The sequence below is a fragment of the Halomonas sp. AOP22-C1-8 genome (assembly GCF_052378905.1).
Lineage (GTDB): Bacteria > Pseudomonadota > Gammaproteobacteria > Pseudomonadales > Halomonadaceae > Vreelandella > Vreelandella citrativorans.
The window spans coordinates 52,047-65,881 of sequence record NZ_JBQSYD010000007.1 but is presented as its reverse complement, the minus strand read 5'-3'; the positions used below and the strand labels follow the sequence as shown (position 1 = coordinate 65,881).

The window sequence follows — 13,835 nt, the reverse complement described above, 5'->3', positions numbered from 1 at the left end:
ATTACCCTCTATCTATCAGCGTGCCTTCCTTGCCCCCTACTACCAAATTCAGCAGGGCACCAGGCTTATTCATATCAAATACCCGCACCGGCATATCATGGTCACGTACCAGGCAGATAGCGGTCAAATCCATAACGCCTAGCTTTTGATCCAGAGCGTCATCGTAGGAGAGCTGATCATATTTTACGGCATCAGCATGTTTTAGGGGGTCCTTGTTATACACCCCGTCCACTTTGGTCGCTTTAATGACCACATCCACATCCACTTCAATACCGCGCAAACAAGCGGCCGAGTCGGTTGTGAAAAATGGATTACCGGTTCCTGCCGAAAACAGTACCACGTCTCCTGACGTTAAATAACGGATGGCAGTGCGGCGGTCATAATGCTCTACCACACCACTCATGGGAATCGCCGACATTACCCGCGAACGAATATTTGAACGCTCCAGTGCATCGCGCATGGCCAACGCGTTCATGACCGTTGCCAGCATTCCCATGTGGTCGCCTGTGACCCGATCCATTCCGGCTTCGCTGAGCGCCGCACCTCGAAACAGGTTGCCGCCTCCAATCACGATCCCGACCTGCACACCAATACCCACCAGCTGGCCGATTTCCAGCGCCATACGGTCTAACACTTTAGGGTCAATACCAAAATCGTGCTCTCCCATTAGCGCCTCGCCTGAAAGTTTCAGCAAAATACGCTTGTATTTTGACTTCGACTTTTCAAGTTTATGGGGCACAACAAGCGGGGTAGGCTCTTGAACATCTCGTGACATGGCATCTCTCCTGAAGCAGACTTGGACACAGGTGGGCGAAGCAACCCCCTATTTAGCAGGGGCCGGATACACGAAGGCGTGCGCTTACGCGCACGCCATCTTCTGACTAGAACGTCTGACCTTAACGACGGCCAGCCTGTTCCATAACTTCTTTAGCGAAGTCGACTTCTTCTTTCTCGATACCTTCACCCACTTCAAAGCGCGTGAAGCTAACCACTTCGCCACCGGCTGATTTAACAAACTCAGCAACGGATTGGTTCGGATCTTTAACAAACGGCTGCTCGGTCAGGCTGTTCTCTGCCAGGTATTTCTTCAGACGGCCTTGAACCATTTTCTCAGCAATCTGCTCAGGCTTGCCTGCCATGTCCGGCTGACCCAGGATGATGGCTTTCTCTTGATCCAGCTGCTCTTGCGGCATATCGGCCGGGTGAGCAACGGCTGGGTTAATAGCTGCCACGTGCATAGCAACGTCTTTCGCTGCTTCTGCAGTACCGCCATTAAGTACGGTCAGAACGCCAATGCGGCCACCGTGAACGTATTCGCCCACCAGACCACCGTCAACGGCGTTGACAACTACCGCGCGACGTACGCCGATGTTCTCACCGATTTTCTGAACCAGCTGCTCGCGGGCAGCTTCAAGGTCGCCCGCCATAACGGCAGCAACATCTTCGCTTTTCGCGGCAAAGAAAGCGGAGGCGATTTTGTCAGCGAACGCAATGAAGTTGTCATCACGCGCAACAAAGTCAGTCTCGGAGTTAATTTCAACCATTACGCCGTAGCTACCGTCTTCTGCTACACGGGTAACAACAACACCCTCTGCAGCAATACGATCGGCTTTCTTCGCGGCTTTTAAGCCTGAATTTTTACGCAGGTTTTCGATCGCGACTTCAATATCACCGTCGGTTTCGGTGAGTGCTTTTTTACACTCCATCATGCCGAGACCAGTACGTTCGCGCAGTTCCTTGACCTGAGAGGCGCTGATAGCTGCCATGAGAATTCACCTCGGAAATGGTTCTATGAGAGTTAAACGCCCTACAGAGTGTAGCCACGATAAATGACTATCATATATCACTTTGAAGGTCGCTTGCCGGCGCTTGGTGTCCGGCGTAATCGGCCCACCCGGATGTCCATCCAAAGCGGGAAAAAGGGGGCATAGGCCCCCTCTTCAACACGATGCGGCTTAACTACCCGCCGCAACCGCTACTATTTTACTCAGCAGCAGCGTCAGTGTCGGTTGAAGCCGCTTCTTCGGTCACTTCAACGAACTCGTCCGGACGACCTTCTTTCGCACGACCACACGCGTCAGCAATCGCTTTCACGTAGATCTGAATAGCGCGAATGGAGTCATCGTTACCCGGGATAACGTAATCAACGCCATCAGGGTTAGAGTTGGTATCAACCACGCCAATAACCGGGATACCCAGCTTGTTGGCTTCGTTGATCGCGATGCGCTCGTGGTCAACGTCGATAACGAACAGTGCGTCCGGCAGGCCGCCCATGTTCTTGATACCACCGATAGAACGCTCAAGCTTATCTTGCTCACGCGTTGCCATCAGGACTTCTTTCTTGGTCAGCTTGTCGAACGTGCCGTCTTCGCGCATGGTTTCAAGTTCGCGCAGACGCTTGATAGACTGACGAATAGTCTTGAAGTTAGTCAGCATACCGCCCAACCAGCGATGGTTGACGAACGGCTGACTAACGCGATTCGCTTCTTCTTTGATGATCTTGCTAGCGCTACGCTTGGTGCCAACAAACAAAATTTTGTTGTTGGATGCCGACATCTTCTCAACCACATCAACGGCTTCGTTCAGCGCCGGAAGAGTGTGCTCAAGGTTGATGATGTGAATCTTGTTGCGTGCGCCGAAGATGAATTTGTTCATCTTCGGATTCCAGTACTTAGTCTGGTGACCGAAGTGAGCACCTGCTTTGAGCAGGTCACGCATATTAACGTGAGACATGGTAAAACTCCTGAAACTCGGGTTAGGCCTCCACGCACCCCATGGATCCGACCATTGACCACGTATAAAACGTTATCAGCGGCACCCGGGACCATGTGTCGGTGCATGTGTGTTTTCAAGGCTTGCTATTTAAGCAGCGTCTTCAAAGTGAACCCGCTGCGGGTTGTTCGCCTTGCCATGATCGCCGACTCACCACAAAGAAGCGAGCGAGCGATTGCAGGAAAGCGCGCGGCTTTATACCATAGATCATTACCAAGATGAAGTCACAGCCCGTGTTACGATGTTTATTTGTCACTTAATACTGTCGCTTTAACGCTGTCATTTAATGCTGTTACTTACTACCTCAGCCTGAACCCATATCGAGAATTCATGAACGTTCCTATCAAGACACCTTCAGAAATCGAGAAAATGCGCGAAGCCGGGCGCCAAGCCGCCAGCGTGCTGGAAATGATTACTCCTTACATACAAGAAGGCGTAAGCACCGGCGATATTGATAAGCGTTGTCACGACTATATTGTTAACGAATTGGGCTCGGTTCCCGCTCCGCTCAACTATCACGGGTATACCCACGCCACGTGCATCTCGCTCAACCATGTGGTGTGTCATGGCTTTCCGGATTTTAATAAAAAGCTCAAGAAAGGTGACATTCTGAACCTGGACATTACCGTTAAAACCCCTGATGGCTATCACGGTGACTCCAGTGCCATGTTTATCATCGGCGAAACCATACAGGGCGAGCGCTTGTGCCGGATTACCCAGGAGTGCTTGTATAAAAGCATCGCGCTGGTAAAACCAGGCGTACGCCTTTCAGAGCTTGCGCGAGTAATTCAAAAGCACGCCGAAGGCCATGGCTACTCGGTCGTTCGCGATTTCTGCGGCCACGGTATTGGGGCAGGCTTCCATGAAGACCCCCAGTTCCTGCATTACGATGGTTACGCACCAGACGCTGATATCGCCTTAGAGGCTGGCATGTGCTTTACCATCGAACCCATGATCAACGTGGGTGGCTACAAAACCAAAGTCTTGCGCGATGGCTGGACCGCCGTTACCAAGGACAAGAGCCTTTCAGCGCAATGGGAGCACACCTTGCTGGTCACCGAGACCGGGGTTGAAGTACTGACCGCGCGTAGCGATGAAGACTTTAGTTTTTTAGATAACTAATGCTCCTCCACCACCACCGGTTCGAGCCGGATACGTCGCTTTACGACCTTGAGGCTTTTCGTACAGAGCTATCCGGCTCGCGCTCACCCATAGCGCCGTTTAAAACGGCGCTTCGTGAGCTCCAGGCCAAGCTGGATGACCGGTTTCGTGCGGGCGCCGATATACGCGACCTGGTGCGGGGGCGGGCCTGGTACTTGGATCAACTGCTCGCCATTGCCTGGGCGCAGCACGCCTGGCCAGATGACGGCGTCGCACTGATTGCTGTTGGCGGCTATGGCCGAGGGGAGCTACACCCCCATTCGGATATCGACCTTCTGCTGCTGCTTGAAGATGACGACGACACCGCTTACCGCGAACCGCTCACTGCCTTTATCACTTTTTTATGGGATATCGGCCTGGAAATTGGCCACAGCGTACGCTCATTAAACGACTGCGAGCGTGAAGCCAAGGCGGATGTCACCGTCATCACCAACCTGCTTGAGTCCCGCCTGATTGCAGGCCCTGCACCACTGCGCGAAAAAATGCGCGAGCGCTTAAGCGCCGAGCACATTTGGCCGGCCGACCGTTTTTTTGAAGCCAAATGGCAAGAGCAGATTGCTCGCCACTACCGTTACAACAATTCCGAATACCACCTTGAGCCGAACCTGAAGAGCTCACCTGGCGGCCTACGCGATATTCAGATGATTGGCTGGGTCGCTAAGCGCCACTTCGGTACGGAACAGTACACCGACATTGTCGCCAACGGTTTTATGAACGATGCCGAATTGCGTATCTTAAGCCAAGGCCAGGCATTTTTGTGGCAGGTGCGTTATGCGCTGCATATGTTGACCGGCCGCGCCGAAGACCGCCTGCTGTTTGATCATCAACGCACGATTGCTGAGCTGTTTGGCTTTAAAGATACGCCCGAGCGGTTAGCCGTTGAGCAGTTCATGAAGCGCTACTATCGCCACGTAACGGCACTGGCCGGGCTTAACGACATGCTGCTTCAGCACTTCGACGAAGTGATTTTGCGCGGCAAAGAGGCGCTGGAAACCATCCAGCTCAACGAGCGCTTTGAAACCAAGGGCGGCTATATTCAAGCACGCTCACGCACGCTGTTTCGCGAGCAGCCTGAAGCCATGCTGGAGCTATTTCTGCTCATGGCCAGGCACCCGGAAATCGAAGGCGTACGGGCGGACACCATTCGCTTGATTCGCGACCACCGCCATCAGATTGATGATCACTACCGCGATGATCCTCACCATCAGCGGCTGTTTATGGAAATACTGCGCGCCCCCGGCAACGTGCCGCGCCAGCTACGGCGCATGAACCGCTACGGCATACTGGGCAAGTACCTGCCCGAATTTGGCCGAGCCGTAGGATTGATGCAGCATGATCTGTTCCATATCTACACCGTGGATGCGCATACGCTGCGCCTGCTGAAGTTTTTACACGGCTTTCGCAAACCCGATGCCAAAGACGACTTTCCCGTGGCGGCTGCGCTCATCCACCAGCTTCCCAGGCTGGACATTTTGTGGATAGCGGGCCTGTTTCACGATATCGGCAAGGGTCGCGGGGGCGACCACTCGGAAATCGGCGCCAAAGACGTTACGCATTTTTGCCAGCATCACCATGTTTCAGCCCACGATACAAAGCTTGCCAGTTGGCTGGTCGAGCACCATTTACTCATGTCGATGACCGCTCAGAAGCGCGACATTAGCGACCCTGACGTGATCCGCGACTTTGCACTGATCGTGCGTAACGAAATGCGTCTGGATTATCTGTACGTACTCACCGTGGCCGATATTAACGCCACCAACCCCACGCTTTGGAACGGCTGGCGGGCATCGCTTTTGCGCCAACTATATGCTGAAACCAAGCGCGCCTTACGCCGCGGGTTAAAAAATCCACCGGACCGTGATGACTGGGTGCGGGAAACGCGCTCTGAAGCGCGTTCGCTACTTCAAATCATGGGGCTTGGGCGCACGCAGATTGATGCACTATGGGAACCGCTTGGGGAGGACTATTTCCTCCAGTACGCGCCCAGCGAAATTGTCTGGCAAACCCAAGGCATCCTGGCGCATAACGCCTCTCCCTTGCCGCTGGTATTAATCAGCGCACCGACGCTTGATATGGCAGAGGGCGGCACTAAAGTGTTTATCCACACACGCTCGGTGGATGACCTGTTTGCCGCCACCGCCGCCGCCATGGAGCAGCTCGGGCTTTCCATTCATGATGCCCGCATTGCTACCTCGCGCAATAACTGGACGCTAAACACCTTTATTGTGCTGGATAGCCACGGCCAACCGATTCGCGACACGGCGCGTATTGAAGAGATGCGCCAACACTTAATCGAAGAGCTGGATGACCCAGACGACTACCCAGAAATTGTGACCCGCCATACGCCGCGTCAGTTAAAACACTTCAAGGTACCCACCGAAGTGCTGATTGAGCAGGACCCGGCTAACGAGCGCACACTCCTTGAGCTAACGGCCCCTGACCGACCAGGGCTGCTGGCCCGCGTAGGGCGTATTTTTATGGAGCAGGGCATCGCCCTCTCGGCGGCCAAAATCGCCACGCTGGGCGAGCGTGTTGAGGACGTTTTCTTTATCACTACGAAAGCAGGCGAACCCTTAACCGACCCGGTACGCCAGCAAGAGTTGCGCGAGCGATTAATTGAGGTGCTGGGCGTGTAAACACGTAAAGACGCCGTGCCCCGTGGTTAAATTTGAGCCCAACCCCGAGGCTTGCTTATAATCGGCGCTTAGCCTGCCGTTTAATACGCCTGCAGGGCATGCTCTCAATAGAACGCTCTCAACGGATACGCCATGAATTCTGATCTCGCCGCCCTACACCCTTATCCGTTTGAGAAACTGGCCGGCCTCAAAGCTGACCTTACGCCGCCTGCCCATTTGGCGCATATTCCCTTAACCATCGGCGAGCCGCAGCACGCGCCCTACCCAGCAGCGCTTGATGCACTGGTAAAGCATCAGCTTGATATGGCACGTTATCCGGCCACCAACGGCCTGCCAAGCTTGCGTGAAGCACTCGCTGAGTGGGCGACCAAGCGTTTTAAGCTTGCCGGTCTTGATGCCGAACGCCAGGTACTGCCGGTTAATGGCACGCGTGAAGCCATTTTTGCGTTTGTACAGGCCGCACTGGATCGTACTCGGCCAGCCAGGGTGATAGTGCCCAACCCGTTTTACCAGATTTATGAAGGTGCGACGCTGTTGGCTGGCGGTCAACCGGTGTATTTAAACGGCACGGCCGAGAACGGCTTTCGGCCAGATTTTGCCAGTGTCAGCCCCGAGACCTGGCGTGATGTGCAAATCGTATTTATCTGCTCACCAGGCAACCCGACCGGCGCGGTTACGTCAATGGATGAGTTTAAACAGCTGATTGCGCTAGCTGACGAGCACGATTTCATCATTGCTTCTGATGAGTGCTATTCCGAGCTTTACCTGGATGAAAACGCGCCACCGCCGGGGCTATTACAGGCTTGCGCTGAGCTGGGCCGTAACGATTACCGGCGCTGCGTCGTCTTCCACTCGCTCTCCAAGCGCTCCAATCTGCCGGGCTTGCGCTCAGGCTTTGTGGCAGGCGATGCGGACATTCTTACGCCGTTCAAGCGCTACCGTACCTATCATGGCTGCGCCATGTCGCTGCCGGTTCAACATGCTTCAATAGCAGCCTGGCAGGATGAAGCGCACGTACGCGCCAATCGCGATGCGTACCGTGAAAAATTCAGCGCCGTGGTGGAGGTGCTGGCCCCAGTGATGGACTTCCCAACGCCAGAGGCAAGCTTTTACCTGTGGCCCGCAGTACCAGGGGGGGATGACATTGGCTTCACCCAGCGGCTTTACACCGAGCAACACGTGAGCGTGCTGCCCGGCAGCTTGATGGGCCGCCCTGATGCTCAGGGCATTAACCCAGGCACGGGGCGGCTGCGCCTAGCCCTGGTGGCGGAGCTTGCGCCCACCCTGGAAGCAGCGCAGCGTATCCGCCAGCTTATTGAGCGCGGTTAATTCACCTTTTACGGCACCAACAGCTCGAAAGGAGATACCATGTTTACACTCTATGTCATTGATACCTGTGATACGTGTCGTAAGGCGCGCAAAGCGCTGGAAGCGAACGGCGTGCCTTTTAAAACCCATGATTTGCGTAAAGATGGTCTTTCGGCGAGCCTGCTTGAGCATCTTTTAGAGCGGGCACCGCTGTTGGAAGTCGTCAATAAGCGCAGCAAGACATGGCGCGACCTTCCCCAGGAAGACAAAGACAGCCTGGATGCCAACTCTGCGCGCCAACTGTTGCTCCAACACCCAACACTGCTTAAACGACCACTGCTGGATACCGGCAGTGACGCCTTAAAAGTAGGCTATCGCGACGGCGATTACGATAAAATCAGTGGCTGATCCAACGCCACTATTTTGCTTATTTTTGAATCAACACTTTGTTATACCGACGCTTTTACGTTAGCTAATGACCCGGTTAACAACGTTATCAACAACAGGATGAACTTTTATGCTGAGCTTTGCGCTTGGAATTGGCACGCAAAACACTCAAGGCGATTGGCTGGAAATTTACTACCCGGCACCGCTCTTTAGCCCGCAGGAAAGCCTGATAAATGCGGCCAAACAAGCGCTTGATGCGCCGCAGGGCAATGTCGCCGTTAGCTTTTTGCCAGAAGACTGCACCCGCTTAGCCAAGGCGCTTGAGGCAGCCGGGCATCCTGAACAGGCTGAGCTTGCTGAGGCGCTGGCCACCAGCCAGCGCCCATTAGTGGCCATGTTCCTGGAAACGGATCAGGCTCCGCAAACGGCGCCAGAGGTCTATCTTAAGCTGCACCTGCTATCGCATCGCCTGGTCAAGCCGCATGGTCTTGATCTGACCGGCATGTTTGGCCTGCTGCGCAATATTGCCTGGACCAACGAAGGCGCCATCGATATCGAAGAGCTGCCAGCGCGTCGCCTGAAAGCCCGTCTCGCCGGTCGTGCGCTGTCTGTCGACTGTGTCGATAAATTCCCCAAAATGACCGATTACGTTGTGCCGGCCGGTGTACGCATTGCCGACACGGCTCGGGTACGCCTGGGCGCTCATTTGGGTGAAGGCACCACGGTAATGCATGAAGGTTTTGTTAACTTCAATGCCGGCACCGAAGGCCCCGGCATGATTGAAGGCCGTATTTCAGCCGGCGTGATGGTCGGCAAAGGGTCTGACCTGGGCGGTGGTTGCTCCACCATGGGCACGCTGTCAGGCGGTGGCAATATTGTTATCAAGGTGGGCGAAGGCTGCTTGATCGGCGCCAATGCCGGTATCGGCATTCCGCTGGGCGACCGCTGCACGGTGGAGTCCGGTTTGTATATCACCGCAGGCACCAAAGTGGCCTTGCTGGACGACCAGGGCAACGAAGTGAAAACCCTGGCGGCGCGTGAACTGGCGGGCCAAAACGACCTGCTGCTACGCCGCAACTCTAAAAATGGCCGCGTCGAGTGCCTGACCAATAAAAGCGCCATCGCGCTAAATGAGGCGCTGCATGCCCATAACTGAGCCTGACACGCTGTCGCCCACGCTACAGCTTGCCTTTGAGCTGCTCAGCCGCCCGTCAGTGACGCCGGATGATGAAGGCTGCCAGGACGTAATGATCGAGCGCTTAACGGCGCTCGGTTTTCATATTGAGCGCATGCCGTTTGGCGATGTACAGAACTTCTGGGCAGTGCGGGGCCACCACGGCCCAGTAATTGCCCTTGCGGGTCATACCGATGTCGTGCCCAGCGGGCCACCAAATGGCTGGGAATTCCCGCCGTTTGCTCCCTGTATTGACGATCACGGCATGCTTTGTGCCCGTGGCGCCGCCGATATGAAGGGCAGTCTGGCCGCTATGCTAACCGCTGTGGAGCGTTTCGTGGCTCGCTACCCCGACCACGATGGGCGTATTGCGTTTTTAATCACCTCCGATGAGGAAGGCCCTGCGGTGGATGGCACTCGCGCCGTGGTCGAGCAGCTGCGCGAACGCAATGAGCGGCTTGATTACTGTATCGTCGGTGAACCCTCCTCTACCGAACACCTTGGCGACGTGATCAAGAATGGCCGCCGCGGCTCGCTGGGCGGCGTTTTACGTATTCAGGGGATTCAGGGGCACGTGGCCTACCCTCACCTGGCGCGCAATCCCATTCATCAGGCGATGCCCGCGCTGGATGCGCTCGTCAATGAGCACTGGGACGCAGGCAATGATTTTTTCCCGGCCACCAGCTTTCAGATTTCCAACCTGCGAGCGGGCACTGGGGCGACTAACGTCATCCCCGGCGAAGTAGAAGCAGTATTCAACTTCCGCTTCTCGACAGAAGTGACGCATGAGCAGCTTAAGGCGCGTACCGAGGCGATTCTTGACCAGTACGGCCTGGCGTATCAGCTGGACTGGACACTGAACGGCGAGCCGTTCCTAACCGCAGAAGGCGAGCTTGTTAACGCGGCCGTACGCGGTGTTGAAGCCGTTACCGGCAAACGCCCGGCGCTATCCACCAGCGGCGGTACTTCTGACGGGCGCTTTATTGCCACATTGGGTGCTCAAGTGGTGGAACTTGGCCCGCTTAACGACACTATCCACAAAGTGAATGAGCGCGTACGCGCTAGCGACCTGGATGATTTGAGCCGAATCTATGAGGCAACGCTTCAGGCCCTACTCACGCTTGATGAGGTCAACGTATGATGGAGCGCTACCCGGACATTGAAGTGTATGTCGCCAGCATTTCACTGGAAGCGCTTAACGCATGGCTTGCCAGTGCGCTTGCTGCACCGCCATTAAGCCCTGCCGGCAAAGGCAAGTGGAAAACCCATGGCCAACACCAGGGGAAAGAGGTGCCCATACTACTGGTCGAAAAAGCAGCTGACCGCTTTGCAAGCTTATGGTTTGACAGTAGCCATACGCCCTGGATGACCGACCAGGAGTGCGCGCAACACGCCGCAGAGGCGCTGCAAACGGAAGTGCGCTGCTCGCTTGGCGGCTGGCACCCAGGCGATGACCCTGACCGCTTCTGGCAGGTGCTACCCGGTGGTAAAGAAGGCGCTATTGAGTGGCCCGACTCAGGCCGCTAACGCTGCCTGAAAGAAGACGGCATAAAGACGGTTTTTTTGAAGGCTGTTTTTTTGAAGACTGCTCTTGAAATGCAATCGACCCCGCCGGGGCGGGGTCGATTATGTTCACATTGATACTACGCTTGTGGACATGCTACTCAATAATGCTCACATCATCGGCCTGTAAACCACGGTCATTCTTGATGACGTGGTAACGCACAATTTGGCCTTCTGCCAGCATACGCGGGCCGCGACCCCGAATAGCACGAAAGTGAACAAACACATCTTCGCCATTATCACGAGTAATAAAGCCATAGCCTTTATTGGTATTAAACCACTTTACTTCACCCTCTTCCCGACCGTCGTTGGGGTCGATGACGTCTTCCTCTTCATCGTCCCGTTCGTCGGCAGGCTGGGGCTGACGCGGCGCAGCTTTAACACGCGTGTCGCCTGAGCTTTCTACTTTCGGTTTAACGACTAGCGGAGGAGCCAGAGCAGCCGACGCTAACGTACCTATAAATAAAACGATGAAGCTGCCCAAGGCAACGGCAATGTAAACACCACTGATACCGCTAATGGCTAACTCTGCCTGCCATAAATCGGCCAGAGGCGCGTTGGTTAAATGAACAATCCCCGCCAGCAAAAGCGGCGTGGGGGCGGCTAGTAATACACTGATTAAGAAACAGCGAAACACAACTTTTGGATTCATAGATGATAAAAGCTCTCTTGTTGTATGGGTAACGAACGAAAGACAATACCCGAACCATCAGGCCCATTCCTAACAGTACCGGACATATTACACAAGGTTGCCATGTTACCATGACACAAGACTTTTCTCCTGCTGAGCTAAATCAACTTTTCGAAAATCTCGAAAGCCGCCTGGCTTACCAGGAACACTGGCTGGACACGCTTGACCAAGCGGTTGCCCAACAGGAAAAGCGGCTTGCCAAGCTAGAACAGCTTAGCGCATTAATGCGTGAACGCCTGCGTGAACAGCATCAAGCCTTCCAGGCAGGCGACCATCAGGGGGAAAGCCGCCCTGAAGACGAGGTGCCGCCTCATTACTAACGATGACAAACATTAAAAACCCACTGTCGTGCCCTGCGGGTTAGCGCACCTGATCGGTCATTCGTACTTATCGTGCTGCCACGCTTGCTGGGGCGATACACGCCAAACCAAAGGCATCGGCAACGGCCTGGTAGGTCACCTGCCCTGCATGCACATTAAGCCCTGGCAGAAAGTGGGGATCGTCGTTTAGCGCCTGCTGCCAGCCTTTATCGGCCAGCGCCAGCACAAAAGGCAGCGTGGCATTGGTGAGGCCGAGGGTTGACGTGCGTGACACGCCGCCCGGCATATTGGCCACACAGTAATGAACAATGCCCTCCACGATATACGTGGGCTTGGCGTGAGTGGTGGGCTTACTGGTTTCAAAGCAGCCGCCCTGATCAATCGCTACATCCACCAGCACACTGCCTGGCTTCATATCGCTCAGCATAGCGTGGGTAATCAACTTGGGCGCCGCCGCACCCGGGATTAACACGGCGCCAATAATCATATCAGACTCGCGCACGGCGTTATCCAACGCATCGGCGGTGGAATAAACCGTTTTGATGCGCCCCTGGTAGCGGCTATCCAGAACGTCTAGCCGCGCCAGTGACGTATCCAGAATAGTGATATCCGCGCCCAACCCCAGCGCCATTCTCGCGGCGTTTTCACCTACGACGCCGCCGCCTATTACGGTGACGGTTGCCGGTGCAACCCCCGGCACGCCGGGCAATAGAACGCCAGCGCCCCCCTGGGCTTTTTCCAGGCCATGCGCCCCTGCTTGAACGGCCATACGCCCAGCCACAGTACTCATTGGCGCAAGCAGCGGCAGCCCTCCATTGGCATCCGTAATCGTTTCATAAGCGATACAGGTAGCCCCGCTCTCCATCAAGCCCCGCGTCAGGGCTTCTTCCGCTGCAAGATGCAGATAGGTAAACAGCGTATGCTGGGAAGTGAGGCGCGCAACCTCTTCCACCTGCGGCTCTTTTACTTTAAGAATCAGCTCAGCATTCTTCCACAAGGCGTCGACATCACTTTCGATCTGCGCACCCGCAGCCTCATAGTCGCTATCGCTAAAACCAGCGCCCTCTCCTGCGCCTGCCTGCACACTAACGGTGTGGCCACGCTGGGCAAGCTCACGCACGCCGGTGGGTGTTAGGGCGACACGATATTCATGGTTTTTGATCTCTTTGGGGACGGCAATCTGCATAGCGATCTCTCTTTTTGTGCGTAAGATTAAACAACGGTCTTAGCATTACAGCACAGCTCAAGCGACCCACCACTTCCTTAAGCACAAAACAAAAAAACGCCGGTTAAGGCGTTTTACAGGAGTAAAAATCCAGCGTTTGAGGGTTTTATACCGAAAATTTAACGTCACTCTGTTATTAAGGCCCCGCCGTAGATTCTCTGGTACTCCTCTGGCAGGCGCTTGGGGCGCCCGCTTGAAAGCGCAATACACGCAAACCGGGTGCGCGCCTGGAAGAGCATTTTGGCATCTCGCACCCGCTTAAGCTCGAAACGCCGGGTAAGGCTAAAGCGCCCATCACACGCGACGACCCACGTCGCCAATTGAAGCTCATCACCCGCAAAGGCAGGAGCAAGATAGTCCAGCTCATGGCGATGTATGGCCAAGGCGCGGTCCAGCTCGCGGTAGCGCTCGATGGAAAGCCCCAAGGCTTCGGAGTGGGCCCAGCTAACCTGCTCAACCCAGCGCAGGTATTCGCTGTTATTCACGTGCTGATAATCATCTATCGCCGCTTCGCTAACATGAATATCGATCACAAAGGGATCGGGTAACGCCCACTCCATTGCTCTGCTCCTTGCGCCACTATCGTGCTAATCCAGCT

The 13,835-nt window shown here is 55.1% G+C and carries 14 protein-coding genes; 8 read left to right on the top strand and 6 right to left on the bottom strand.

What is annotated here, in order from left to right; translation table 11 throughout:
- Position 1: 1 nt before the first annotated feature.
- From pyrH to rpsB, 3 genes are all read right to left on the bottom strand, one after another.
- A complete protein-coding gene (pyrH, locus tag ACT3TY_RS05745; RefSeq protein ID WP_172118496.1) occupies positions 2-775 on the bottom strand; it encodes a UMP kinase in 774 nt (257 codons plus the stop codon).
- A 121-nt stretch (positions 776-896) separates the two neighbouring features.
- Complete coding sequence (gene tsf, locus ACT3TY_RS05740; RefSeq protein WP_172118497.1) at positions 897-1,766, bottom strand: translation elongation factor Ts; 870 nt, start codon at positions 1,764-1,766, stop codon at positions 897-899.
- A 217-nt stretch (positions 1,767-1,983) separates the two neighbouring features.
- Positions 1,984-2,733, bottom strand: coding sequence for a 30S ribosomal protein S2 (gene rpsB / locus ACT3TY_RS05735; RefSeq protein ID WP_172118498.1), 750 nt, complete (start codon positions 2,731-2,733; stop codon positions 1,984-1,986).
- Positions 2,734-3,102: 369 nt separating this feature from the next.
- On the opposite strand from rpsB, the gene map reads away from it, so the two are divergent.
- The 7 genes from map to ACT3TY_RS05700 all read left to right on the top strand — a co-directional run bounded on the left by map (position 3,103) and on the right by ACT3TY_RS05700 (position 10,965).
- The gene (gene map, locus ACT3TY_RS05730) at positions 3,103-3,894 is read left to right on the top strand and encodes a type I methionyl aminopeptidase (RefSeq protein ID WP_444627609.1); all 792 of its coding nucleotides are present in this window, start codon (positions 3,103-3,105) and stop codon (positions 3,892-3,894) included.
- Complete coding sequence (locus ACT3TY_RS05725; protein WP_444627608.1) at positions 3,894-6,569, top strand: [protein-PII] uridylyltransferase; 2,676 nt, start codon at positions 3,894-3,896, stop codon at positions 6,567-6,569. Before map ends, ACT3TY_RS05725 begins: the two co-directional genes overlap by 1 nt.
- A gap of 132 nt (positions 6,570-6,701) precedes the next feature.
- Complete coding sequence (gene dapC, locus ACT3TY_RS05720; RefSeq protein WP_444627606.1) at positions 6,702-7,898, top strand: succinyldiaminopimelate transaminase; 1,197 nt, start codon at positions 6,702-6,704, stop codon at positions 7,896-7,898.
- A gap of 39 nt (positions 7,899-7,937) precedes the next feature.
- Positions 7,938-8,285 carry a Spx/MgsR family RNA polymerase-binding regulatory protein gene (locus ACT3TY_RS05715; protein WP_087110012.1) on the top strand — a complete coding sequence of 116 codons (348 nt, stop codon included), beginning with the start codon at positions 7,938-7,940 and terminating at the stop codon, positions 8,283-8,285.
- 109 nt (positions 8,286-8,394) lie between these two features.
- Complete coding sequence (gene dapD / locus ACT3TY_RS05710) at positions 8,395-9,420, top strand: 2,3,4,5-tetrahydropyridine-2,6-dicarboxylate N-succinyltransferase (RefSeq protein ID WP_172118502.1); 1,026 nt, start codon at positions 8,395-8,397, stop codon at positions 9,418-9,420.
- Positions 9,407-10,579: a succinyl-diaminopimelate desuccinylase gene (gene dapE, locus ACT3TY_RS05705; protein ID WP_193055200.1), complete on the top strand. Its 1,173-nt coding sequence runs from the start codon at positions 9,407-9,409 to the stop codon at positions 10,577-10,579. Before dapD ends, dapE begins: the two co-directional genes overlap by 14 nt.
- Positions 10,576-10,965 (top strand): hypothetical protein, encoded by a 390-nt coding sequence (locus ACT3TY_RS05700; protein WP_087110018.1) that lies wholly within the window; start codon positions 10,576-10,578, stop codon positions 10,963-10,965. Before dapE ends, ACT3TY_RS05700 begins: the two co-directional genes overlap by 4 nt.
- 133 nt (positions 10,966-11,098) lie before the next feature.
- Here ACT3TY_RS05700 and ACT3TY_RS05695 read toward each other — a convergent pair whose 3' ends face one another.
- Entirely contained in the window at positions 11,099-11,653 is a 555-nt protein-coding gene (locus tag ACT3TY_RS05695) for a cold-shock protein (protein WP_216658099.1), read from the bottom strand.
- A 110-nt stretch (positions 11,654-11,763) separates the two neighbouring features.
- Between ACT3TY_RS05695 and ACT3TY_RS05690 the strand changes: the two genes are divergently transcribed.
- Positions 11,764-12,012, top strand: a complete 249-nt coding sequence (locus tag ACT3TY_RS05690) for a SlyX family protein (RefSeq protein WP_193055199.1) — start codon at positions 11,764-11,766, stop codon at positions 12,010-12,012.
- Positions 12,013-12,079: 67 nt separating this feature from the next.
- On the opposite strand, the gene ald is transcribed toward ACT3TY_RS05690, so the two are convergent.
- Together ald and ACT3TY_RS05680 are read right to left on the bottom strand one after the other, a co-directional pair.
- Positions 12,080-13,198, bottom strand: a complete 1,119-nt coding sequence (ald, locus tag ACT3TY_RS05685) for an alanine dehydrogenase (RefSeq protein ID WP_444627605.1) — start codon at positions 13,196-13,198, stop codon at positions 12,080-12,082.
- Between the two features lie 164 nt (positions 13,199-13,362).
- Entirely contained in the window at positions 13,363-13,797 is a 435-nt protein-coding gene (locus ACT3TY_RS05680) for an acyl-CoA thioesterase (protein ID WP_444627603.1), read from the bottom strand.
- Positions 13,798-13,835 lie beyond the last annotated feature (38 nt).